The organism is Tenacibaculum sp. TB-56, from assembly GCF_059716275.2.
In genome coordinates this window covers 2,478,374-2,499,706 of record NZ_CM201367.1, presented here as the reverse complement: position 1 = coordinate 2,499,706, position 21,333 = coordinate 2,478,374, and the positions used below count along the sequence as shown (strand labels likewise).

The following is a 21,333-nucleotide window of genomic DNA, read 5'->3' as shown; positions in this document are numbered from 1 at the left end:
AAAACATTATAGTAGTAATCCCTCTAAATAGTGTTGCTCTATTTGATAAGTTTCTTTTAAATCTGAAATTTTAGCTTCAATACGTTTTTTATCTACTTTTTTAGATGATTTAGCACCTATCAACATTACATTTTTACGTGTATGTTCGTTGCTTATAAATTCAAAAACTTTCGTAGTATAATTATTCTTCTCTAAAATTAAAGCGCGTATGGTGTCAGTAACCATTTCAAACTGACGTTCTTTAAAAATTCCATATTTTAATAAGGGACTCTCCTGTTCTTTTCCTTTTACTTGTTTACGAATTTGTTTATGACAACACGGTGCACAAATAATCAATTCAGCTTTAGAAACCAAACCTTTGTAAATAGCATCATCTGTAGCTGTATCACAAGCATGTAAAGCTATTAAAATATCTATTTTATCATTGTCATACTCCTGAATAGGTTGTGCTACAAACAATAAGCCCTTAAAATCACACTTTTTGGCAATATCGTTACAGTAATTCACCAAACTTTCTCGTAGCTCAATACCTGTAACGCTTGCTGTATACCCTTTCTGATTCACCAAATAATCATACAAAGCAAAAGTTAAATACCCCTTTCCTGACCCCATATCAACAATATTGATATGATTAGGTAACTTAACCGATTGTATCTGCGCTTCGATAATTTCTAAATACTTGTTAATTTGACGGTATTTATCCGCCATTTTAGGAATTACCCTTCCTTCTTTATCTGTTACACCTAAGTGATACAAATACGCACTATTTTCTGCTCTCTTTTCTTTAGGTTTATCGTGTGTTTCAGGTAATTTATTTTTAAAACTTGGTTTTGTAGTTTTAAAGCTCACCTTTTTCTTTTTTGATATAAAGACCAACAAATCGTTCGATAGTGTAAATAAAGTTGCAGCTCTAAATTTTTCAGAAAGTAAATTTGTTAACTCTTCTACACTTTCTTCAAAATCATAGTTTTTAACTTGGTCATTTGTAGTATATCTATATAAAAACTGAAAATGTGTTTCTCCTTTTAATTCAATTTGTCGAACATACACATTTGACAATTCGTCACTTTTACGAATAGGTTTACTTACCGTTAGTTTTACAAAATCATTTTTTTGAATACTATTTTGAAATTCAGTAAACAGTTGATGTAAGGCTTCTTTCATGTAGCAAAAATACTATCTTTATTTTACTCTACTTTGTAAAACTTCTTCAATATCAGTAATTGTAAAACCTTTAGCTTTTAGTAAAATTAAATAGTGATATAATAAGTCGGCTGCTTCGTTTTTAAATAACTCATCATTATTGTCTTTCGCTTCAATAACTACTTCTACAGCCTCCTCTCCTACTTTTTGAGCTACTTTATTAATGCCTCTTTTAAAAAGTTTATTCGTGTAAGAAGTTTCTACATCATTGTCAATTCTATCAGCAATAATGCTTTCTAATGAGTACAAAAAACCTTTAGAAGTCTCCTCATCAAAACAAGATGTAGTTCCTTTATGGCAGGTTGGCCCCCCAGGAGTGGCTTTAATCAATAGCGTATCATTATCACAATCAACTTGAATGTCTTTTACCCCATAAAAAATTTCCTGATTCTTCACCTTTTGTCCATAACCTATTTTTAGTTCGGCTATAGAAAGTAACTTTACCTTCTTTTTGTGTTTTAGCTAATGCTTCTTCATTCATATAACCTAACATTAACACCTGTAAAGTAATATTATTTTGAATTACAACTGGAACTAATCCGTTTCCTTTTATAAAATCTATATTCATCGTATGGGCATGTTTTGTGTTTTTAATTTGTTTTTTAGTACAGGTATAGGGATTTCACCAAAGTGAAAAATACTAGCAGCTAATCCTGCACTAGCTTGAGTTTTAGTAAATACTTCAGTAAAGTGTTCTACTTTTCCAGCACCACCAGAAGCAATCACAGGAATATTTACAGCTTTGCTTACTACATTGGTTACCTCAATATCAAATCCGTTTTTTGTACCATCACTATTCATAGAGGTTAATAGAATTTCGCCTGCACCTAACTTTTCAATTTCTGTAGCCCAACTTACCGTTTCTAATTCGGTTTCAAAAGTACCTCCTTTAGTGAACACTTTCCAATTACCATTTACATTTTTCGTATCAATCGCAACTACCACAAATTGACTTCCGAATCGATTTTTTAAATCAGTAATTAGTTGCGGATTTTTTACTGCGGAAGAATTGATGCTTACTTTGTCAGCCCCAGCTTGTATTAACGCCAAAGCATCTTCAACAGTACTAATGCCTCCACCAACTGTAAAAGGAATGTTAATTTCTTTAGCTATTTTTTCTACCAATGTTGCGAATGTTTTTCTGTTTTCTAAGGTAGCAGTAATGTCTAGAAACACCAACTCGTCTGCTCCTTCTTTTACATATTGTTTGGCTAACTCAACAGGATCTCCTGCATCTTTTATATCCACAAAGTTGACACCTTTTACTGTTCTTCCATTTTTAATATCTAAACAAGGAATGATTCTCTTTTTTAACATGTTCTAGATTATTTGATTGTTAGATGATTAGATTATTGGATTACAAATTGTTGTAACTCTTTTAAACTGATATTCCCTTCGTAAATAGCTTTTCCTATAATAGTACCTTCGCAGCCTATTTCTTTTAATCGAAGTAAATCACTAGTGCTAGAAACGCCTCCACTTGCAATTAAGTTGATAGCAGTTTTACTTAAGATCTCTAAGTATAAATCTACAGAAGCTCCTTGCAACATTCCATCTTTGGCTACGTCAGTGCATATACAGTTTGTTACCGATTTTAACTCATATTGTTTGATGAAGTCAACAACATTGAGTTCTGTAGTCTCTAACCAACCGTGAGTAGCTATCTTTCTATCTTTACAATCGGCACCAAGGATTATTTTATTACGTCCGTATTGGGTAATCCACTCCATGAAAATTTCAGGATTCTTAACAGCGATACTTCCTCCTGTTATTTGATTAGCTCCACTTTCGAAAGCAATACGTGCATCATCTTTTGATTTTAAACCACCTCCAAAATCGATTTTTAGATTGGTTTTAGTAGCTATTTGTTCTAATACTTTGTGATTTATAATACGATTGGATTTTGCGCCATCTAAATCAACTAAATGTAAGTATTGTATTCCGTTAGCCTCAAATTCTTTTGCTACTTCTAATGGGTTTTCATTGTATATTTTTTGTGTTGCATAGTCTCCTTTGGTCAACCGAACACATTTTCCTTCTATAATATCTATTGCTGGTATAATTCTCATCTTTTATTAGTTAGAAAGCTGAAAGTTGTAAAGTTTAAAAGTTAATCTGTTTAGAGGTTTAAAAAGTTTTTTAATAATTGTTCTCCTACATCTGCTGATTTCTCTGGGTGAAATTGCATAGCGTAAAAATTATCTTTCTTTATAATTGAACTAAAAGGAACAATATAATTACAAAGAACCAACGTATTTTCACAAGGTTCTGCATAATAACCATGAACATAATACACATCATCTTCTAATTTTACATCTTTAAGTATTTCCGAAGATTTTAGTTCTGAAAAATTATTCCATCCCATGTGTGGTACTTTATCTTTTGGAGGAAATTGCTTCGTTTGTGTATTAAAAATTCCTAAACAGGTAGTGTTTCCTTCTTCAGAAGATTGACACATTAACTGTAAGCCCAAACAAATTCCAAGAACAGGCTGTTTTAAAGAAACAATTAGTTCGTCTAATTTCCGCTCTTTTAAATACTCCATAGCAGAACTTGCTTCTCCTACTCCAGGAAATATTACTTTACTTGCTGCCTTAATTTTAGTTGGATCATCAGTAATAATGCTTTCATATCCTAAACGATTTATCGCATTTTGTACCGATCGGATATTACCTGCATTGTATTTTATAATGGCTATCATTTTATAAAACTCCTTTTGTTGATGGTAAAATCATCTTATCAACATCTCTTTTTACCGCTACTTTTATAGCTTTGGCAAAAGCTTTAAATATGGCTTCTATTTTGTGATGTTCGTTTGTTCCTTCTGCTTTGATGTTTAAATTACACTTAGCTCCATCGGTAAACGATTTAAAAAAGTGGAAAAACATTTCTGTTGGCATTTTTCCTATTATTTCTCTTTTAAATTCAGCCTCCCAAACTAACCAGTTTCTTCCTCCAAAATCAATAGCTACTTGTGCTAAGCAATCATCCATAGGTAAACAAAATCCGTAACGTTCAATACCCAATTTATTACCAAGAGCTTTGTTAAATACTTCTCCTAAAGCAATCGCTGTATCTTCAATGGTGTGGTGTTCATCTACTTCTAAATCACCTGTCACTTGTATATTTAGATCCATTTGACCATGACGTGCTATTTGATCTAGCATATGATTAAAAAAGCAATACCTGTATCTATTGTACTTTTTCCAGTTCCATCTAAGTTTAAATCAATTTTAATTTGAGTTTCATTCGTATTTCGTTCAATAGATGCTGAACGTTCTTCTAGTTTTAAAAACTCATAAATAGCATTCCAATCATTGTTTTCTAAAGCGATATATTGATCTAATTCTGTTCTTTTTATGGTGATTTCATCAGAGCCTAAATAGGTTTCATCATTGATATAAATAGCTTTGCTTCCTAGATTTTTTGCCAATTCAACATCAGTCAATCGATCACCTATTACAAAAGAATTTTGTAAATCATATTCGTCAGAAAAATAGTTGGTTAACAAACCTGTATTGGGTTTTCTGGTAGGTTGATTGTCTTTAGCAAAAGTTCTATCAATAATTTCTTCAGCAAATACAATTCCTTCGTCTTTAAGTGTTTTCATCACAAAATTGTGTACTGGCCAAAAGGTATTTTCTGGATACACTTCCGTTCCCAGTCCATCTTGATTGGTTACCAAAACCAGTTCAAAATCTAGTTCTTTGGCTATTCTTCCTAAGCCTTGAAAAACTTTTGGGTAAAACACTAATTTCTCGAAAGAATCTACTTGTTCATCAACAGGTTCTTTAATTAGGGTTCCGTCTCTATCTATAAATAATACTTTTTTCATTTTTTTAATTTTAAAAAGAACTCTCAACATTACTCAATGGAACATCTATAAATTGTAAAGCCCTTAACAATCTTTTATTCTCTATTTCACTACCTATAGTAATTCGTAAACAATTGTTTACTAAGTTACTTCTATTTCTTGTGATAATCTTCTGGTTTACAAGTTGATTATACACTTCATTAGCATTTGATACTTCAATCAAAAGAAAGTTTGCTTCAGATGGGTATACTTTTTTTATGAGTTCAATTTCTTGCAGTTGTTTTTCTAACTTTTCTTTTTCATTTAAAATGATGTTTTTCTCAATTTCAAATTGTGCCAAGTTGTCTAGTTTCTTAAGTACAGCTTCTTGATTTAAAGTGCTGATATTATAAGGAGGTTTTACCTTATTATATACTTCTATAATTGCCGAATTTGCATAGGCTACTCCTACTCTAACTCCTGCTAAGCCCCAAGCTTTACTAAATGTTTGACTAATGATTAAATTAGGATAATCATTAAGCAATGATATATAAGATTCCTCCCTACTGAAATCAATATAGGCTTCATCAATAATTACAATTCCTTTAAATTCTCTAAGAATGTTCTGTATAGTTTTATCTTCAAAACAATTACCTGTTGGATTGTTAGGTGAACAGATAAAAATGAGTTTCAGCGTTTCATCTTTCAAGTATGGATTCAGTTCTTCTACGTTTATTTGAAAATCGGGTGCTAAGGGCAATTCTATCAATTCAATATCATTAATAGCAGCAGAAACACTATACATTCCATAAGAAGGAACAAAAGTTAACGCTTTATCTTTACCAGGTTCACAAAAAATACGAAAGGCTACATCGATAACTTCATCGCTTCCGTTTCCTATAAAAATTTGATTTTTATCAACACCCTTAATTGCTGATAATCGCTCTTTGATAGCTATTTGTTGTGGATCTGGATAACGATTTGAAGTTCCAAACGGATTTTCATTAGCGTCTAAATACACTTCTGCTTCTCCTTTAAATTCACTCCTAGCAGAAGAATACCCCTTTAACTCCTGAATGTTAGGACGTACTATTTTTTCTAAACTAAACATCTCTAATTTCTTTTAATCTAACAGTAATGGCATTTTTGTGTGCTTGCAAACCTTCAGCTTCAGCCATTAATTCTATTGATTTTCCAATGGTGCTAATACCTTCTTTAGTCACTTCTTGAAAAGTGATTTTTTTCACAAAACTGTCTAACGAAACTCCGCTATAATTTTTTGCGTAGCCATTGGTTGGCAAGGTGTGATTGGTACCACTAGCGTAATCACCAGCACTTTCACAGCTGTAGTTCCCTAAAAATACTGAACCTGCATTTACAATTCCTCCGATATATTCAGAAGCTTTCTCAGAAGCAATAATTAAGTGCTCTGGAGCATATTCATTGCTAAATTGGATACATTCTTCAGAAGAATTTAAAATAACTGTGAAACTGTTTTCTATAGCTTTTTTAGCTAATTCTTTTCTAGGTAACTCTTCTATTTGTTCGTTTAGTTCTGTTATAACATTTTGAGCTACATCGTTTGAAGTAGTCACTAAAATAGCCTGACTATCAGACCCGTGTTCCGCTTGCGATAATAAATCGGCAGCTACAAAAACCGGATTACTTGTTTGATCAGCTATAACCAGTACTTCACTTGGACCTGCAGGCATATCAATAGCTACACCTTGTTGTTGTACAAATTCTTTTGCTTTCGTAACAAATTGATTTCCTGGGCCTAAAATTTTATACACATTAGGGATTGTTTCAGTTCCATATGCCATGGCACCTATAGCCTGAGCACCTCCTACCTTAAAAATTTGTGTGATACCTACTAAAGAAGCCGTATATAAAATTGCAGGATTGATAGTTCCTTCTTTATTAGGCGGTGTACATAAAATAATTTCTTTACATCCTGCAATTTTTGCAGGAACTCCTAACATTAAAATTGTTGAAAACAAAGGAGCTGAACCTCCTGGAATATACAATCCTACCTTTTCAATAGCTACATTTTTTCTCCAACAAGTAACTCCGTTTGTTGTAACTACTTTTTTAGGAACTTCTTTTTGTGAATTGTGAAATGTTTCAATATTACTTTTAGCTAATTGAATGGCTTGCTGTAACTCTTCGGAAACCAAATTTTCAGCTTTCTCTATTTCTTCCTGAGTAACCTTAAAAGAGTTTAAAGAAACATTGTCCAACAACTGAGCATATTTTGTTAATGCTTTGTCTTTATTATTTTTCACATCGTTTAAGATGGTTTGTACTGTTTCTTTCAAACTATTTTCATTGATTGTTGCTCTTTTACACAATGACTCCCAAGTTTGTTTTGCTGGATTATTTATAATTTTCATCTGTTTAGTTTTATTGTTTTTAACTATCCTTGGCTATCGCCCTGCGATTAAACAACCATTTTTTCTATAGGACAAACCAAAATACCTTCTGCTCCATTATTTTTTAACTCATCTATGATTTCCCAAAACTCATTTTTATTCAGTACCGAATGTACCGAACTCCAACCTTTTTCAGCTAATGGCAATACCGTTGGACTACGCATTCCTGGTAAGATTTTGATAATTGTTTCTAACTTGTCATTCGGGGCGTTTAATAAGACGTATCTTGATTGTCTCCCTTTTAAAACTGATTGAATTCTGAACTGCAATTTGTTTAGAATATCTTGTTGTTCTTTTCCTAGTTGAGGAGAAACAGCTAGAACAGCTTCCGAAGTCAATAAAATTGCTACTTCTTTTAAATTGTTTTTGAAGAGTGTTGATCCACTTGAAACGATATCACAAATACCATCGGCTAACCCTATATTTGGAGCTATTTCAACAGATCCATTAATAATGTGTAATTGTGCTTGAATATTATTTTTATCTAGAAAATTTTGAACTGTATTCGGATATGAAGTCGCTATTTTTTTATTCTGAAAATAACTAATCCCGTTGTAGTTTTCTCCCTTAGGTATAGCTAAAGAAACTTTACATTTTGAAAAACCTAGCTTTTCAATAAATTGAATTCCATTTCCTTTTTCAATCAATAAATTTTCTCCGATAATGGCAGCATCTACAACTCCATCTTTTAAATATTGAGGAATATCTCCGTTTCTTAAATAAAAGATTTCCAAAGGAAAATTGTTTGCAGAAGCTTTTAATTGGTCTTTTCCATTATCTATAGAAATACCGCAGTCTTTCAGTATTTGTAAGGAATCTTCGTTAAGTCTTCCTGATTTTTGTATGGCTATTTTTAATTTACTCATTTTAATTTTGAATAGGTTTGAGTAAATCTTTTGAGAAGTATTTTCGTGGCGCCTTGTTGAAAATAAAAAACCCGTTTGATTTACTCAAACGGGTTTAAAATATATCTTGACTTTATTCAATACATTTTCAGCTCGCCTGAGTGCAAGTATGAAAATGATGATGATGTAATTGAATAAAACTCATGTCTTTTGTATTGTTGCTACAAAGATTTGAAATAAAAATTTAATTGTGCAAGTTTTTTTATAAAAAAAAACAAAACCACCTGAATATCAAGTGGTTTTAGTATTGTTCTGTCATGCTAAATCGAGTTTAGCAAAACAATTATTCTATTATCTGAAATCTATTTTACGCATACGTAAGCTTTCAGGAGTTACTTCTAAGTATTCATCATCTTTAATATATTCCATACATTCTTCTAAAGACATGTCTACTTTAGGAGCGATTTTAACTCCGTCATCAGAACCTGATGCACGTACGTTTGTTAACTTCTTTCCTTTGATTAAATTTACCGCTAAATCATCTTGCTTTGCGTTTTCACCAACTACCTGACCTTTATAGATTTCTTGGTTAGGATCGATGAAGAAACGTCCTCTATCTTGTAAACGGTCGATAGCATAAGCAGTCGCTTTACCAGATTCCGAAGAAATAATTGCTCCGTTTACTAAATCAGAAAACTCTCCTTTGTAAGCATCGTATCCTCTTAAACGGTGGTTAATGATTGCTTCACCTTGTGTAGCTGTTAATAATTTATTACGTAAACCAATTAAACCACGAGAAGGAATATCAAACTCTAAGTGTTGTAAGTCTCCTTTAGGTTCCATTACTAATAAATCACCTTTACGCATTGTTACTAAGTTAATAGCTTTACTAGCTAAATCTTCAGGTACATCAATTACTAAAGTTTCATATGGCTCACATTTAACTCCGTCAATTTCTTTTAAAATTACTTGTGGACGACCAACTTGTAATTCATATCCTTCACGACGCATAGTTTCGATTAATACAGATAAATGTAGAATTCCACGTCCGAAAACGTTGAATTTATCCTCTGTATCAGTATCCTCGATACGTAAAGCTAAGTTTTTCTCAGTTTCTTTATATAAACGGTCACGTAAGTGACGAGAAGTTACATATTTTCCTTCTTTACCATAGAATGGAGAGTTGTTAATGGTAAATAACATACTCATCGTTGGTTTATCAACTTCAATTCTTGGTAATGCTTCTGGATTCTCTAAATCTGCAATCGTATCTCCAATTTCAAAATCATCAATTCCGGTAACAGCACAAATATCTCCACTACGAACTTTATCCGTTTCAACTTTACCCATTCCTTCAAAAACGTGTAATTCTTTGATACGAACTTTTTTAGTAGTTCCGTCTGCTTTACAAAGCATGTAATCTTTGTTCTTTTCTAAATCTCCACGGAAAACACGACCAATCGCAATTCTTCCTTTGAATGAAGAATAATCTAGAGACGTGATTTGCATTTGAGGTGATCCCTCACGGTATGGAGCTTCAGGAATTGTCTCGATTACAGCATCTAATAAATCAACTAAATCTTCTTTAGGATCTTGCCAATCTGTACTCATCCATCCATTCTTTGCAGAACCGTAAATAGTTGTAAAATCTAACTGCTCTTCCGTAGCCTCTAAAGCAAACATTAAGTCGAATACTTTTTCGTGTACTAAATCTGGAGTACAGTTTTCTTTATCAACCTTGTTTACTACTACGATAGGTGTTAATCCTAATTCGATAGCTTTTCCTAATACGAAACGTGTTTGAGGCATCGGCCCTTCAAAAGCATCAACCAATAATAAAACACCATCAGCCATTTTTAATACACGTTCTACCTCTCCACCAAAGTCGGCGTGACCCGGAGTATCAATTACGTTGATTTTTACACCTTTGTAATTTACTGATACGTTTTTAGATAAAATGGTAATTCCTCTTTCACGCTCTAAGTCGTTGTTATCTAGCAATAAATCTGTACGCTCTTTACGCTCGTCTAAAATTTTAGCTTGATCTATAATTTTATCAACCAAGGTTGTCTTACCGTGGTCAACGTGTGCTATAATAGCAATGTTTCTTATTGATTGCATTCGTGCTTATTTTGAAGCTGCAAAAGTAGTATTTTATTGTTTACGATTCACGATTTTTTATTACTGAATTCGTAATATTCAATTTAAAGCTTTAGAAATAGTACTTTTTTATAACATCTTTATATACTTTCTCTTTGCTTTTTAAGGGATGTTGTAGTTTTAATTGATTGCCTTTTTTCTATGGAAAAAGTGAAGTAAATACTCGATTTTTAGTTATTTAGAGATACATTATTCTGGTTTTGTATCTTCTAATTCTTCATCATCTGCTCTAAAAGCACTAGGAAGTATGTCGGGTATTAATTTGATTAGTAAAGGCAAAAGTATGGCTCCACCAGGAAGCATAAACACAGTAAAAGCAGGTATTGCTTTACAAATATCGAGTGTTTGTTGCTTTACTTTTGCCTTTTCTTCATTGGTTAACGATGTAGTTAATGATTTTCTAATAAGAAAGACTAGCTCTTTGCTTTCTTGAAGCTCTTTAGCTAATCTTTTCTTATTTTTATAGATAGCCTCTTTTATTTCATCAACTGTATTCATTACAGCTTACGACGGGCTTTTTCAGTTTTAAGTAAGTTTAACTCTCTTGAAGTTTGTCCTGCTACAGAAGTATTTTCTTCTGCTCTACGAATTAAGTAAGGCATCACATCACGAACAGGTCCGAAAGGAACATATTTTGCTACATTATATCCTTCTTTAGCTAAGTTAAAGCTAATATGATCGCTCATACCATATAATTGACCAAACCACATACGCTTATCATCAGCTGCTATGTTGTGTTCTTTTGCTAAATCCATTAACAAATAAGAGCTTTCTTCGTTGTGAGTTCCAGCAAAAATTGCCATATTTTTATGATCCATCATATAACGAACTGCTTCGTTATAATTATCATCAGTAGCTTGTTTATCTACACAAATTGGAGATTCATATCCTTTTTCATTAGCTCTCTCACGCTCTTTCTCCATGTATGCGCCGCGTACTACTTTCATACCAATATGGTATCCTTTTTGGTGGGCTCTTTGATGTAAGTCTCTCAAATAATCCATACGATCATGACGATACATTTGTAACGTGTTAAAAACGATGGCTTTTTCTTTGTTATAAATTTCCATCAATTCTTCAATCAAATCATCTGCTGCACCTTGCATCCAACTTTCTTCTGCATCTATTAATAGTGGTACATCTTTAGCAACCGCAGCTTTACATACTGTATGAAAACGCTCTACTACTCTATTCCACTCTACTTTTTCTTCAGAAGTTAATTCTTTTCCTTCAGTTAATTTTTGATACAAAGCAAAACGACCAAAACCTGTAGGTTTAAAAACAGCGTAAGGAATAGCTGCTTTTTCTTCAGCAAAATTTATTGTTTTTAAGGTCATTTTTAAAGCATCATCAAACTGTGCTTCATCTTCTTTTCCTTCAACAGAATAATCTAAAATACTATGAACGTTTCCTTTTTCATACATCTTTTCGATGTTAGGTAAACAGTCATCTTCTGTTACTCCTCCACAAAAATGGTCGAAAACTGTTGAGCGGATTAAACCTTCAACTGGTAAATGAGCTTTCAAAGCAAAATTAGTTACCGCAGTACCAATACGAACCATTGGTTGGCTTTGAATCATTTTAAATAAAAAAAAGGCACGCTCTAGCTCTGAATCAGATTTTAATTTAAAAGCAGTTTCGGTGTTGTCAAAAAGTCTCATTGTCGAGGTATATTAATGTCTTATATTTAAAGACAAATATAAATTAGTAGAGTGATATATTTTAATTTTTTCTGTTTAATTTCGCTGTATATTTTTAATAACAATGACTACAATTAACGCAGCAACATATCCTATTCATTTTGATGAAAAAGCTTATAACGAATTAACTTCTTTAGTTTCTGAAAAAAATTACTCATCAGTATTAATTTTAGTTGATGATAATACTTTAGAACACTGTTATCCTCGATTTATGCAATTATTTGCTACGGATAAGCCTATTGAAGTCATTCAAATTGATGCTGGTGAAATTCATAAAAACATCGAAACTTGTATGGGGGTTTGGAACGTAATGACTGAATTGGGCGCCGATAGAAAAAGTTTACTTATTACTTTAGGAGGCGGTGTTATTACAGATTTAGGTGGTTTTGTTGCTTCAACGTTTAAAAGAGGGATTGATTTTGTGAACATCCCTACCACTTTATTGAGCATGGTAGATGCTTCTGTTGGGGGAAAAACAGGTGTTGACTTAGGTGTTTTAAAAAACCAGATTGGTGTTTTTGCAAACCCAAAGATGATTGTGATTGATGCTGAGTACTTACATACCGTTTCTGCACGTGAAATTCGTTCAGGTACTGCTGAAATTATTAAGTATGGAATGACACATGACATTCAATTATTCAATGAAATCAAAGATAACGACCAGGTAAATATTGTGGATTTAATCCATCGTTCAATTGAAATAAAAAATGAAGTTGTTATAGAAGACCCTAAAGAACAAGGTGTTCGTAAGGTTTTAAACTGGGGACATACTATTGGGCATGGTGTAGAGTCTTATTTTTTAGAGAACCCGAAAAAGGAAGCTCTAACACATGGTGAAGCTATTGCCATTGGAATGGTTTGTGAGGCTTATCTGTCCTCTGAAATTTTAGGTTTTTCAAAGGAAAAAGTATCAGAAATAAAAGAAGCCATTATTAAGATTTACGGAAAAGTAACGATCGATAAAGACGATTTTCAGTCTATTATTGAGTTGATGAAGCATGATAAAAAGAATGTGGCTGGTGAAATAAACTTTGTTTTATTAAATGACTATGAAGATTTTAAAATCAACTGCAAAGCTTCCGAAGAATTAATTAATGAAAGTTTAGCATTTTATAACGCATAAAAAAAGAGCAACTTTAAAGTTGCTCTTTTTTTATTTTATTTGGTAACGGTAATCGGAATACTATCTTGAGAACCGTATAACTTGATCTCAGTAATATCGGCTGGCATATTTAATCCGTTTTTAATAATTACGTTTTTTACACTTTTAATAACATCACTTTTTATTTCTAAAGTACCACGTTTGTATTCTTTAGTTTTTGTCCAAAAAATTATCTTTAGATTAACGGTACTAACACCTAAACTATCAACCGTAACAAAACATTGATGTTCATCGGTATTTATTACTCCTTTTGTGCTAATTACTGCATCAATAATTACTTTTTTTGCAGTATCAATATCGTCATCATAATCAATACCAACAACAAAATCTGAACGATAAAATCCGTCTTCAGTATAGTTATAAACTGGTTTTTTTACAATGTCACTATTCGGAATATATACATCTCTTCCATCGAAGGTTTTTAGTTTACTAAATCGAAACTCCATCATCTTTACTTTTCCAAAAATATCTCCGATTTTAACTGTATCATTTACATTGAAAGGTCTGTTAAAAGATAAAATAACACCTGAAATAAAATTTTCTCCAACATCTTTAAAAGCAAAACCTAAAATAACAGCTGATGCACCTGCTGCTGTTAATAAACCGGTTGCTATACTACCTAATCCTGCTATTTTTAACCCCAACATTAAAACCAGAGTAATTAACCCTATTTTAATAGTTTTACTTAAAAAATTTGTCATTAAAGGATCATGAGTTTTTTTAGATATCGTTTTTCTAAAAAGCGATGAAATAAAATTTGCTAACAAAATACCTAAAGCAATTATAATTATTGCGATTATAATACCGGGTATTTGAGACACAAACTCATTCCAATACTCTTCAGTTGCTGTTTTGATTTTATTTATAGTGTTATTAAAGTTCATTTATTGTTTTTAATGTTATTACTTAGTGTTGCTAGAAATTAGATTTACATAAATTACATTACCAAGTCTTCTTTTAACTGTTCTACGGTGCTTTTTGTCCATGCGCTTAACATCCAGCTAGTTTTTTCTAAAGAAGCGATATAACCACCTATTAAATCGATTGTACCTTCATCACCAGCTTCTTCTGCTTTTTTAATTACGGTAGACATTTGAGTTAATAATGTTTTATGATCATCTAATAAAATATATACCATGTCAGAATCTGTTTGAAAAGGACTTTCTTCTGATATTGTAGCTATTTTTAAATACCTGCTGTATCTACTTATTGGGTGATATTGTAAGGTTAAAATACGTTCTGCAATTTCATCAATCTTACTTCTTGCGTCAACGTACATTTCTTCAAATTTTTCATGTAACTCAAAGAAATTTTTCCCGACAATATTCCAGTGAAAGTTTCTTAGTTTTTGATAATATACATGGTAATCTGCTAACAATTGATTTAACTCTTTTGCTACAGGTAATATGTTTTCGTTCTGCATATTTAAATAATTCATTATTTTATATGTTTTTTAGGTTAATAATAAGTTTATTACAAAATTAATTTATAAATACAGTGTTGTTTTGCTCTATCAATTTTGATGTTTGCTCATTTCAAAAAATTAAAAAGAATTGTATAAAAAAAGAGATGAATTAATTCACCTCTTTTTGTTTATCGATTTCTTAAATATTACATTTTAACTGTTTCGAAAATTGCATATTCAAGCTTGTTAGTTTCTTTATTTCTATACTCAATAATAAAATCACCGTATTTATTAAAGTATCCTACTCCGTTAAACTCATCACCTTGTACTACATAAAAATCGTTATTAATCGATCTATAAGCTCTGGCTGAAGTAACGTCTTCGTTATTAACTTTGCGGGTAATTAATAAATCTTTTTGATCAATTAAAAAACCATATTGTTCACCTTTATATTTAAAGTAATTTACTTTAGTTTTTGAATCGTAAAATGGATCTTTATCGTTATCAACCATAATTGTTTTTTCAACTGCAACAGGTGTTTCGATTACATCTTGATTCAACTGGTGTTTTTGTTTAGGGTCAAACTTTACTTTTTTCTCTTTTGTGGTTACAACTTTTACTTTGGTATCGTAAGTTTCACCTTTTTCGTTAACTTTTTTAGCTTTTTTAACCTCTGTGGTTTTGATTACTTCTGTTTGTGCGTTTACCGTCATAATACCTGCGATAAACAATAAACCTACTATTAAATTTTTCATTTTTACTATGTTTAAATTAAAATTATAAGTAGCTTGTTTTTAAGATGTCTACTTTTTAACATCTGATATATTTTAAATCTCTATTCTTTTTTATGACTTTGAACTTAGGTTATTTGTCTTGTACAAAATTAGCTGAGATGTATTAAGTTATTTAGCTCATTTAATTTTGTTTTTTGTTCATTTCATAATATAGAGGGTATTTTTCGTGTTTTAAATCAATTTTATGCAAACATATATGAGGTACATTTAAAATATGTAAATAAAATTCGTGCTTACATAATTTTGAGTTTGCTTAGCTGTTAAGGTTTGATTATACTCTTTTTTTACCTGTAAGTAATGATATTACAAATAGTATTAAGAAAATAAAGAATGCGATTTTAGCAAATCCTGTAGCTGCTCCTGCAATTCCACCAAAACCTAAGATTCCAGCAATAATTGCGATAATAATAAATGTGATTGTCCAACGTAACATAATTTTAGTTTTTAGGTTAATAATTTGAAGTACATCTTTTGTACACCACAAAATTATAACCGATTAAGAGTCTTCTTTTACTCATTTGATAAGAATGTTAACTCATTTGAAAACAAGGAAATGAGCTAAAGTTTATTTCTTTTGAACAAACTTTACCTGTGTTCTTCATGTAAATTTGTAGTGGATTAATTGAGTAGTTACCAACTACTTGTAATGATTTTTATGAATGTAAATAAATAAGTATACGATGAGTTATAAGCTATCTAACATAGCAAGTAAAGAAAGAATTAAAGATTTTACTAAACTTAATTTTAAGTATCCGCATTTACATAAACCGAGGCGTAAGATTAATGGATTGAAAGAGCAGACAGTAAACATAATCACTATGGATAATCCATTAGAAATCACCCAAGGAATATGGGGAATGCTACCTCAGAATTACGCTGATAATTGGAATAAGTTTCAGCAAATAAAGCGTACGTTACACGTTAGAAGGGAAGAGATTAAGAAGAGTGTTTTATTTAAAGAAGCATTGCTTTTTAGACGATGTTTGTTAATTGTTACGGGGTTTTACGCCCATAAAGTAATTGATGGCAGTATTGAAAATTATTTAGTAGAAAAAGATAAACGAGAGCCTTTTTATTTAGCTGGGGTTTATAATACCACCGAAGACGGTTTTGTTACTTGCTCAGTAATCAATACAAATACAACAGAAGAATTAAATTCATTTAATAATCTGTATGAAATAATGCCACTTCAAATACCAAGAACCTTTAAAAAGATGTGGTTAGATCGTTCTACCGATATGAGTGATGTAGAGTATTTAATTAACAATCCGTACGACACTAAATACAATATTCAGAAGATAATAACTTGAAAACAAAGAGAACTAACTATCTTATAGAGCTAGTTCTTACTTATTTTGCAAATTTATCTTCGATATATTTTTTAGCTGTTTCGTAAATAGCGTCTACCTCTTTAATATTGAATCCGCTAAACTCTCCTAATGGATAACAAATAGTTGCATAGGTGCTAAAAAACTTGTATTCTTCAGATGATAACATCAACAATTTAGAGGTATGTGCCAATACTTTAATTGTTGTGTTTAACTCTTTATTTTCTTTTGCTGAAGGAAAAACTACATAGCTTCCAATAACTGGGTACTCTGAGTTTTCAAAAGGTGTAGTAGGAAAATTATCAATAATACCTCCATCAGAATATAACATGTCATCTATTTTTATAGGATTGAACAGTCCGGGTACTGCACATGAAGCCAAAACAGGTTTTAACAGTTCTCCTTTATAAAAATATTGTGTAGCACATTTATTCAAATTGGTGGTCGATACTGTTAAAGGAATTTCTAATTCTTCAAAAGTTGACTTTATTTTATCTTGAATTAGCCTAGCATAATTATACGAATTGAAGATTCCGGGTTTAGCAATTGTAATCCACGAATATTGAAAAATTTCAGTAGTCCTGAAAAAATTTAATATTTCTTGAGGTTTCATACCCGATGCATACATAGATCCTACTAACGAACCAGAACTGCAGGCAGATATAGCGTTGATTTTAATATGTAACTCTTCTAACTTTTCTAGTAATGCTACGTGAGCTACTCCTTTTTCTGCACCTCCACTTAATACCAAATTTATAGGGGTTTTAGGGTCTAAATCTTTTAATTTTTCAATAGAACACCCATACTTTTCTTTTATCATTTTTTGTTTTCTTCTTTGTTAAGCTATTTTAACTGCACTAATTTCTTGCTTATTTTTTAAAAATTCACTGGGGCTAATTCCGTATTTACGTTTAAATATTTTAGAAAAATAACTTCTGCTTGAAAATCCTATCGAATATACAATTTGTGAGATGTTATAATCTGTTGAGTTCATTAAATCTCGAGCTTTCTCTAAGCGTACGTGTCTAATATATTCTATCACAGTTCTAGAAAACAACAATTTAAAACCTTCTTGCAATTTAGCCTGCGTTAGTCCAATTTCATTAGCTAATTCTTCTACATTATATTCTTCTGCAACATTATTAAGAATTTTTTGACCTGTTTTTCTAATCAAACTAATTTCTTTTTTTGTTAAAGTAGTTTCTGGTTTTCTTTTTCTTTTAACATCTTTATTGTGTTGCAACATGTGCTCTGATAAAATTTGGTATACAATACCTTCTTTTATCAAAATACGAATCATTCCCTTTTGTTTAATCTTATTATATTGCTTTACTAGATTTGCTAATTTTAAATTATAGGTTCCAAAATAAGCAAAAACATTTTCATGCTGTTGATCGTGAAAAACTTCATAAAGTCTCTTATTCAATAAAGAAGCATCGTTTAAACGCTTCTTTAAAAACTTTACCCTATTTATTTGTATCTGATGGATTTTAAGCTTTATATTTTTTTGTAAATACATATAATTATATCCACCATCTTTACTAGTAATAATAACAGATTGGTATTGATCTAGCTTTCTCTTTTTGTTTTCTAGTTCAAACCTGTGATAACTGTGTCCTTCTACTGTATAATTAAAAAGAATTGGGTTAAATTCTGAAGCGTCTTTTACAAGTGTTACATCGTCTAAAAAAGTAATGTCGTATTGAAGTGAGCTTCCACCCCAACTAAAAGTTAAAAAAGTAATAGTTCCTTTGGCAAATTCACTATCAACATTTAAAATGTACTCACCCCATCGTTCGGTAATAGTACCACCTATTACTTCTCGAATTTGCTCAACGGTACCCTTGGTATCTTTAGCAGTAATATTAATTGTAGTCATGCTATAGCTGTATGCTATAAAATTAATACTTTTTGTTTAATAATTAAATAAAAAAAATAAACGTTTTGTTGTAAATGAGCAAAGATTAAAAAGATATGAGCAAATGCAAACTCTTATCTTCATATAATTTTGTGTTATAATATTAAAACACATAAAAATGAAATTATTAAAGACAGCAATAGCAGGAGCATTATTATTCTTTACAATTGGAGCATCAGCTCAACAGATATCTAAAAATGCGTTAGGTGTTAGATTAGGTGATAATGACGGATTTGGAGGTGAAATCTCATATCAACATTATTTAAAAGAAAATAATCGATTAGAATTTGATTTAGGATTTAGAAACTCTAACAATGTAGATGCATTTAAATTAGTTGGTTTATACCAATGGGTAAATAAATTAGACGGGAGATTTAATTGGTTTATTGGTGCGGGTGCAGGTGTTGGATCGTATGAAACACCTAATAACGATGGGATTTTTGCTTTAGTTGCTGGTGATGTTGGTATTGAATATAATTTTGATGCCCCTTGGGTAATCTCACTTGATGTTAGACCTGAGTTAGGTTTAACCAATGATTATAGTGATGATTTAGATTTAGATATCGCATTAGGTATTAGATACCAATTTTAATAATAATTAATAAAAACCAAAAAAATGAACAAGACTATAAAATTAATTCTAATAGTAATAGGTGTAGTATTAACACTATATGGAGTATTTAAAATTGTATCTCCAGAGGCATCTGTTGATATAGGAATCGCAGAATTTACAGAACAAAACAACAAAGATGCTTATATAACACTTGGTTTAGGTATAGTTGTTTTACTAGTATCTTTTTTTACATCAAAAAAATAGAATGAATAGTATTGATGCAAAATGAGTAAGCATCAAAAAAGAACATACTCTTAACATTAAAATATCTTAAATTATGTATAGTTACACACAAGAAGTTGCCGAAAAATTAAATAACCTTTTAGAAAAGAATTATGATGCAGTTAAAGGTTATGAAACAGCTGCAAATAATGTTAAAAGTGAATCTTTAACAAACTTTTTTAATCGAAGAGCTAATGAACGTAATGATTTTGGAAAAGAACTTAAAGCAGAAATAACATCTTTTAACCAAAAACCTGATAAAGGCGGAAGTATTACTGGTAAAGCCCACAGAATGTGGATGGACACCAAAGCTTTCTTTTCTAATGAAGACGAAGAAGCTATGCTAGAAGAAGCTTTAAGAGGAGAAAAAGCAGCTCTAGAAGAGTATAACGAAGTTATTAACTCGGAGTTACATTTACCAGAATCTACTTTAAACTTAATCAAATCTCAACGAGATATGATTTTAAATGATGCCATATTCGTTAAAAAGCTAGAAGAAGTAGAATAATAAATAGTAGATAGTTTTTAAAAAGCAGGTTAAACACCTGCTTTTCTTATGTCTACCGCTTTTTTAGAGCAACTTTTATAAATATCTTCATACACAGGTAAAATATTTTCTAATGAAAAGGATTTAATATGTTCTTTCGCATTTTCTTTAAATTGATTTAAAACAGCTTCATCTTTTAAAATGCTAATAGCATTATTTGCCATTTCATCAATATTACCCAAATCACTTAAAAAACCTGTTTCTCCTTGAATATTTACTTCTGATAACCCGCCTGTATTGGTAGAAATTACTGGCGTGCTTGCCGCCATAGCTTCTAAAGCTGCCAATCCGAAGCTTTCTGTTTCCGAAGGCAATAAAAACACATCGGTATAACATAAAATTTTAGCTACTTCAGTACTATTTCCCATAAATAGTACTTTATCTTCTATTTTTAGTTTTTTCGCTAAGTTTTCAGCTTTTAAACGTTCTGGTCCGTCACCAACCATTAATAATTTTGAAGGTATTTCTTTTTGAACTTTATTAAAAATTCGAATTACATCATCGGTACGTTTTACAGGACGAAAATTACTAATATGTGTTAAAATTCGTTCATGTGGTTTCGCTAGTGCTTCTCTTTTACACTCTCCTTCATGCGCTTTATCATACTTTTCACCATCAATAAAATTATAGACAACTTTAATATCTTTTTCAATATTAAATAAACGAAGGGTATCTTCTTTTAAACTGTTAGAAACCGCTGTAACTTCATCTGATTTATTGATACTAAATTCTACCGCTGTCTTATACGTTGGATGACTTCCTACCAAAGTAATATCAGTACCATGTAACGTTGTTACCACCTTTACATCAATACCTTTATCTTCTAACATTTTTTTTGCCATATAAGCTGCATAGGCATGTGGAATAGCATAATGTACATGTAAAACTTCAAGTTCATATTTTGCTACTACCTCTACCATTTTACTAGACAAAGCCAATTCGTAAGGTTGGTATTGAAATAGTGGATATTCCTCTAAAACAACTTCATGAAAGTGTAAACGATGTGAAAAGAAATCTAATCGAACAGGTTGATTGTAAGTTATAAAATGTACTTCGTGACCTTTATCAGCAAGAGCCATTCCTAATTCAGTTGCTACAACTCCACTTCCACCAAAGGTTGGATAACATACAATTCCTATTTTCATGTTTACTGTTTGATTATTTTTAAGTTTAGAATATAGTTAATGACGTAAATTTACGGTATTACTTAC

22 protein-coding genes and 2 pseudogenes are annotated in these 21,333 nt (G+C 31.2%); 5 read left to right on the top strand and 19 right to left on the bottom strand.

The annotated features are described in order from the left end of the window. Positions 1-6: 6 nt before the first annotated feature. The 12 genes and pseudogenes from AC3VI6_RS11970 to AC3VI6_RS11915 form a co-directional block, all read right to left on the bottom strand. A complete protein-coding gene (locus tag AC3VI6_RS11970) occupies positions 7-1,164 on the bottom strand; it encodes a class I SAM-dependent methyltransferase (protein WP_497706361.1) in 1,158 nt (385 codons plus the stop codon). An 18-nt stretch (positions 1,165-1,182) separates the two neighbouring features. Beyond that, positions 1,183-1,771: pseudogene (gene hisIE / locus AC3VI6_RS11965) on the bottom strand (bifunctional phosphoribosyl-AMP cyclohydrolase/phosphoribosyl-ATP diphosphatase HisIE). Beyond that, on the bottom strand, positions 1,768-2,520 hold the full coding sequence (hisF, locus tag AC3VI6_RS11960; protein ID WP_497706360.1) for an imidazole glycerol phosphate synthase subunit HisF: 753 nt from the start codon (positions 2,518-2,520) through the stop codon (positions 1,768-1,770). Before hisF ends, hisIE begins: the two are co-directional and overlap by 4 nt. A 32-nt stretch (positions 2,521-2,552) precedes the next feature. Beyond that, positions 2,553-3,272: a 1-(5-phosphoribosyl)-5-[(5-phosphoribosylamino)methylideneamino]imidazole-4-carboxamide isomerase gene (gene hisA, locus AC3VI6_RS11955; protein WP_497706359.1), complete on the bottom strand. Its 720-nt coding sequence runs from the start codon at positions 3,270-3,272 to the stop codon at positions 2,553-2,555. Between the two features lie 50 nt (positions 3,273-3,322). Further along, positions 3,323-3,904, bottom strand: a complete 582-nt coding sequence (gene hisH / locus AC3VI6_RS11950; RefSeq protein ID WP_497706358.1) for an imidazole glycerol phosphate synthase subunit HisH — start codon at positions 3,902-3,904, stop codon at positions 3,323-3,325. A 1-nt stretch (position 3,905) separates the two neighbouring features. Next, positions 3,906-5,038 (bottom strand): annotated as a pseudogene (gene hisB, locus AC3VI6_RS11945) (bifunctional histidinol-phosphatase/imidazoleglycerol-phosphate dehydratase HisB). A 10-nt stretch (positions 5,039-5,048) separates the two neighbouring features. Then, positions 5,049-6,107 carry a histidinol-phosphate transaminase gene (hisC, locus tag AC3VI6_RS11940; protein ID WP_497706357.1) on the bottom strand — a complete coding sequence of 353 codons (1,059 nt, stop codon included), beginning with the start codon at positions 6,105-6,107 and terminating at the stop codon, positions 5,049-5,051. Next, positions 6,100-7,389 (bottom strand): histidinol dehydrogenase, encoded by a 1,290-nt coding sequence (gene hisD / locus AC3VI6_RS11935; RefSeq protein WP_497706356.1) that lies wholly within the window; start codon positions 7,387-7,389, stop codon positions 6,100-6,102. Before hisD ends, hisC begins: the two co-directional genes overlap by 8 nt. 47 nt (positions 7,390-7,436) lie before the next feature. Then, positions 7,437-8,294: an ATP phosphoribosyltransferase gene (gene hisG, locus AC3VI6_RS11930; protein ID WP_497706355.1), complete on the bottom strand. Its 858-nt coding sequence runs from the start codon at positions 8,292-8,294 to the stop codon at positions 7,437-7,439. Positions 8,295-8,624: 330 nt separating this feature from the next. Beyond that, positions 8,625-10,394 (bottom strand): translational GTPase TypA, encoded by a 1,770-nt coding sequence (gene typA / locus AC3VI6_RS11925; protein ID WP_274634993.1) that lies wholly within the window; start codon positions 10,392-10,394, stop codon positions 8,625-8,627. A gap of 228 nt (positions 10,395-10,622) precedes the next feature. Then, positions 10,623-10,931, bottom strand: a complete 309-nt coding sequence (locus tag AC3VI6_RS11920) for an LETM1 domain-containing protein (RefSeq protein ID WP_497706354.1) — start codon at positions 10,929-10,931, stop codon at positions 10,623-10,625. Then, a complete protein-coding gene (locus tag AC3VI6_RS11915; RefSeq protein ID WP_497706353.1) occupies positions 10,931-12,094 on the bottom strand; it encodes a proline dehydrogenase family protein in 1,164 nt (387 codons plus the stop codon). The genes AC3VI6_RS11920 and AC3VI6_RS11915 overlap by 1 nt, the downstream gene beginning before the upstream one ends. A 103-nt stretch (positions 12,095-12,197) precedes the next feature. Here AC3VI6_RS11915 and aroB point away from each other — a divergent pair, with 103 nt between their 5' ends. Further along, a complete protein-coding gene (gene aroB / locus AC3VI6_RS11910; protein WP_497706352.1) occupies positions 12,198-13,256 on the top strand; it encodes a 3-dehydroquinate synthase in 1,059 nt (352 codons plus the stop codon). A gap of 35 nt (positions 13,257-13,291) precedes the next feature. Here aroB and AC3VI6_RS11905 read toward each other — a convergent pair whose 3' ends face one another. The 4 genes from AC3VI6_RS11905 to AC3VI6_RS11890 all read right to left on the bottom strand — a co-directional run bounded on the left by AC3VI6_RS11905 (position 13,292) and on the right by AC3VI6_RS11890 (position 15,927). Then, positions 13,292-14,179 carry a mechanosensitive ion channel family protein gene (locus AC3VI6_RS11905; RefSeq protein ID WP_497706351.1) on the bottom strand — a complete coding sequence of 296 codons (888 nt, stop codon included), beginning with the start codon at positions 14,177-14,179 and terminating at the stop codon, positions 13,292-13,294. 53 nt (positions 14,180-14,232) lie between these two features. Next, positions 14,233-14,733: a Dps family protein gene (locus AC3VI6_RS11900; protein WP_497706350.1), complete on the bottom strand. Its 501-nt coding sequence runs from the start codon at positions 14,731-14,733 to the stop codon at positions 14,233-14,235. A 173-nt stretch (positions 14,734-14,906) separates the two neighbouring features. Beyond that, positions 14,907-15,455 (bottom strand): hypothetical protein, encoded by a 549-nt coding sequence (locus AC3VI6_RS11895; protein ID WP_497706349.1) that lies wholly within the window; start codon positions 15,453-15,455, stop codon positions 14,907-14,909. Positions 15,456-15,765: 310 nt separating this feature from the next. Next, positions 15,766-15,927 carry a DUF1328 domain-containing protein gene (locus tag AC3VI6_RS11890; protein ID WP_299010422.1) on the bottom strand — a complete coding sequence of 54 codons (162 nt, stop codon included), beginning with the start codon at positions 15,925-15,927 and terminating at the stop codon, positions 15,766-15,768. A gap of 247 nt (positions 15,928-16,174) precedes the next feature. Here AC3VI6_RS11890 and AC3VI6_RS11885 point away from each other — a divergent pair, with 247 nt between their 5' ends. After that, on the top strand, positions 16,175-16,804 hold the full coding sequence (locus tag AC3VI6_RS11885) for an SOS response-associated peptidase family protein (protein WP_497706348.1): 630 nt from the start codon (positions 16,175-16,177) through the stop codon (positions 16,802-16,804). 40 nt (positions 16,805-16,844) lie between these two features. On the opposite strand, the gene AC3VI6_RS11880 is transcribed toward AC3VI6_RS11885, so the two are convergent. Together AC3VI6_RS11880 and AC3VI6_RS11875 are read right to left on the bottom strand one after the other, a co-directional pair. Continuing rightward, positions 16,845-17,642, bottom strand: coding sequence for a patatin-like phospholipase family protein (locus AC3VI6_RS11880; RefSeq protein WP_497706347.1), 798 nt, complete (start codon positions 17,640-17,642; stop codon positions 16,845-16,847). 18 nt (positions 17,643-17,660) lie between these two features. Next, complete coding sequence (locus tag AC3VI6_RS11875) at positions 17,661-18,701, bottom strand: helix-turn-helix domain-containing protein (protein ID WP_435254881.1); 1,041 nt, start codon at positions 18,699-18,701, stop codon at positions 17,661-17,663. Between the two features lie 157 nt (positions 18,702-18,858). Here AC3VI6_RS11875 and AC3VI6_RS11870 point away from each other — a divergent pair, with 157 nt between their 5' ends. The 3 genes from AC3VI6_RS11870 (at position 18,859) to AC3VI6_RS11860 (ending at position 20,083) form a co-directional block, all read left to right on the top strand. Next, on the top strand, positions 18,859-19,332 hold the full coding sequence (locus tag AC3VI6_RS11870; protein WP_299001644.1) for a hypothetical protein: 474 nt from the start codon (positions 18,859-18,861) through the stop codon (positions 19,330-19,332). Between the two features lie 24 nt (positions 19,333-19,356). Further along, positions 19,357-19,557 carry a hypothetical protein gene (locus tag AC3VI6_RS11865; RefSeq protein ID WP_497706346.1) on the top strand — a complete coding sequence of 67 codons (201 nt, stop codon included), beginning with the start codon at positions 19,357-19,359 and terminating at the stop codon, positions 19,555-19,557. Between the two features lie 73 nt (positions 19,558-19,630). Further along, positions 19,631-20,083: a ferritin-like domain-containing protein gene (locus tag AC3VI6_RS11860; protein ID WP_497706345.1), complete on the top strand. Its 453-nt coding sequence runs from the start codon at positions 19,631-19,633 to the stop codon at positions 20,081-20,083. A 29-nt stretch (positions 20,084-20,112) separates the two neighbouring features. On the opposite strand, the gene bshA is transcribed toward AC3VI6_RS11860, so the two are convergent. After that, positions 20,113-21,267 (bottom strand): N-acetyl-alpha-D-glucosaminyl L-malate synthase BshA, encoded by a 1,155-nt coding sequence (gene bshA / locus AC3VI6_RS11855; RefSeq protein WP_435254883.1) that lies wholly within the window; start codon positions 21,265-21,267, stop codon positions 20,113-20,115. Positions 21,268-21,333: the final 66 nt, after the last annotated feature.

Coding starts and splice junctions, on each gene's coding strand:
- hisC (WP_497706357.1), bottom strand. CDS start 6,107: ATGTTTAGTTTAGAAAAAATAGTACGTCCTAACATTCAGGAGTTAAAG.
- AC3VI6_RS11880 (WP_497706347.1), bottom strand. CDS start 17,642: ATGATAAAAGAAAAGTATGGGTGTTCTATTGAAAAATTAAAAGATTTA.
- hisA (WP_497706359.1), bottom strand. CDS start 3,272: ATGAGAATTATACCAGCAATAGATATTATAGAAGGAAAATGTGTTCGG.
- AC3VI6_RS11905 (WP_497706351.1), bottom strand. CDS start 14,179: ATGAACTTTAATAACACTATAAATAAAATCAAAACAGCAACTGAAGAG.
- typA (WP_274634993.1), bottom strand. CDS start 10,394: ATGCAATCAATAAGAAACATTGCTATTATAGCACACGTTGACCACGGT.
- AC3VI6_RS11885 (WP_497706348.1), top strand. CDS start 16,175: ATGAGTTATAAGCTATCTAACATAGCAAGTAAAGAAAGAATTAAAGAT.
- AC3VI6_RS11915 (WP_497706353.1), bottom strand. CDS start 12,094: ATGAGACTTTTTGACAACACCGAAACTGCTTTTAAATTAAAATCTGAT.
- AC3VI6_RS11970 (WP_497706361.1), bottom strand. CDS start 1,164: ATGAAAGAAGCCTTACATCAACTGTTTACTGAATTTCAAAATAGTATT.
- AC3VI6_RS11865 (WP_497706346.1), top strand. CDS start 19,357: ATGAACAAGACTATAAAATTAATTCTAATAGTAATAGGTGTAGTATTA.
- bshA (WP_435254883.1), bottom strand. CDS start 21,267: ATGAAAATAGGAATTGTATGTTATCCAACCTTTGGTGGAAGTGGAGTT.
- AC3VI6_RS11900 (WP_497706350.1), bottom strand. CDS start 14,733: ATGAATTATTTAAATATGCAGAACGAAAACATATTACCTGTAGCAAAA.
- AC3VI6_RS11870 (WP_299001644.1), top strand. CDS start 18,859: ATGAAATTATTAAAGACAGCAATAGCAGGAGCATTATTATTCTTTACA.
- hisG (WP_497706355.1), bottom strand. CDS start 8,294: ATGAGTAAATTAAAAATAGCCATACAAAAATCAGGAAGACTTAACGAA.
- AC3VI6_RS11860 (WP_497706345.1), top strand. CDS start 19,631: ATGTATAGTTACACACAAGAAGTTGCCGAAAAATTAAATAACCTTTTA.
- AC3VI6_RS11895 (WP_497706349.1), bottom strand. CDS start 15,455: ATGAAAAATTTAATAGTAGGTTTATTGTTTATCGCAGGTATTATGACG.
- AC3VI6_RS11875 (WP_435254881.1), bottom strand. CDS start 18,701: ATGACTACAATTAATATTACTGCTAAAGATACCAAGGGTACCGTTGAG.
- hisF (WP_497706360.1), bottom strand. CDS start 2,520: ATGTTAAAAAAGAGAATCATTCCTTGTTTAGATATTAAAAATGGAAGA.
- AC3VI6_RS11890 (WP_299010422.1), bottom strand. CDS start 15,927: ATGTTACGTTGGACAATCACATTTATTATTATCGCAATTATTGCTGGA.
- aroB (WP_497706352.1), top strand. CDS start 12,198: ATGACTACAATTAACGCAGCAACATATCCTATTCATTTTGATGAAAAA.
- hisH (WP_497706358.1), bottom strand. CDS start 3,904: ATGATAGCCATTATAAAATACAATGCAGGTAATATCCGATCGGTACAA.
- AC3VI6_RS11920 (WP_497706354.1), bottom strand. CDS start 10,931: ATGAATACAGTTGATGAAATAAAAGAGGCTATCTATAAAAATAAGAAA.
- hisD (WP_497706356.1), bottom strand. CDS start 7,389: ATGAAAATTATAAATAATCCAGCAAAACAAACTTGGGAGTCATTGTGT.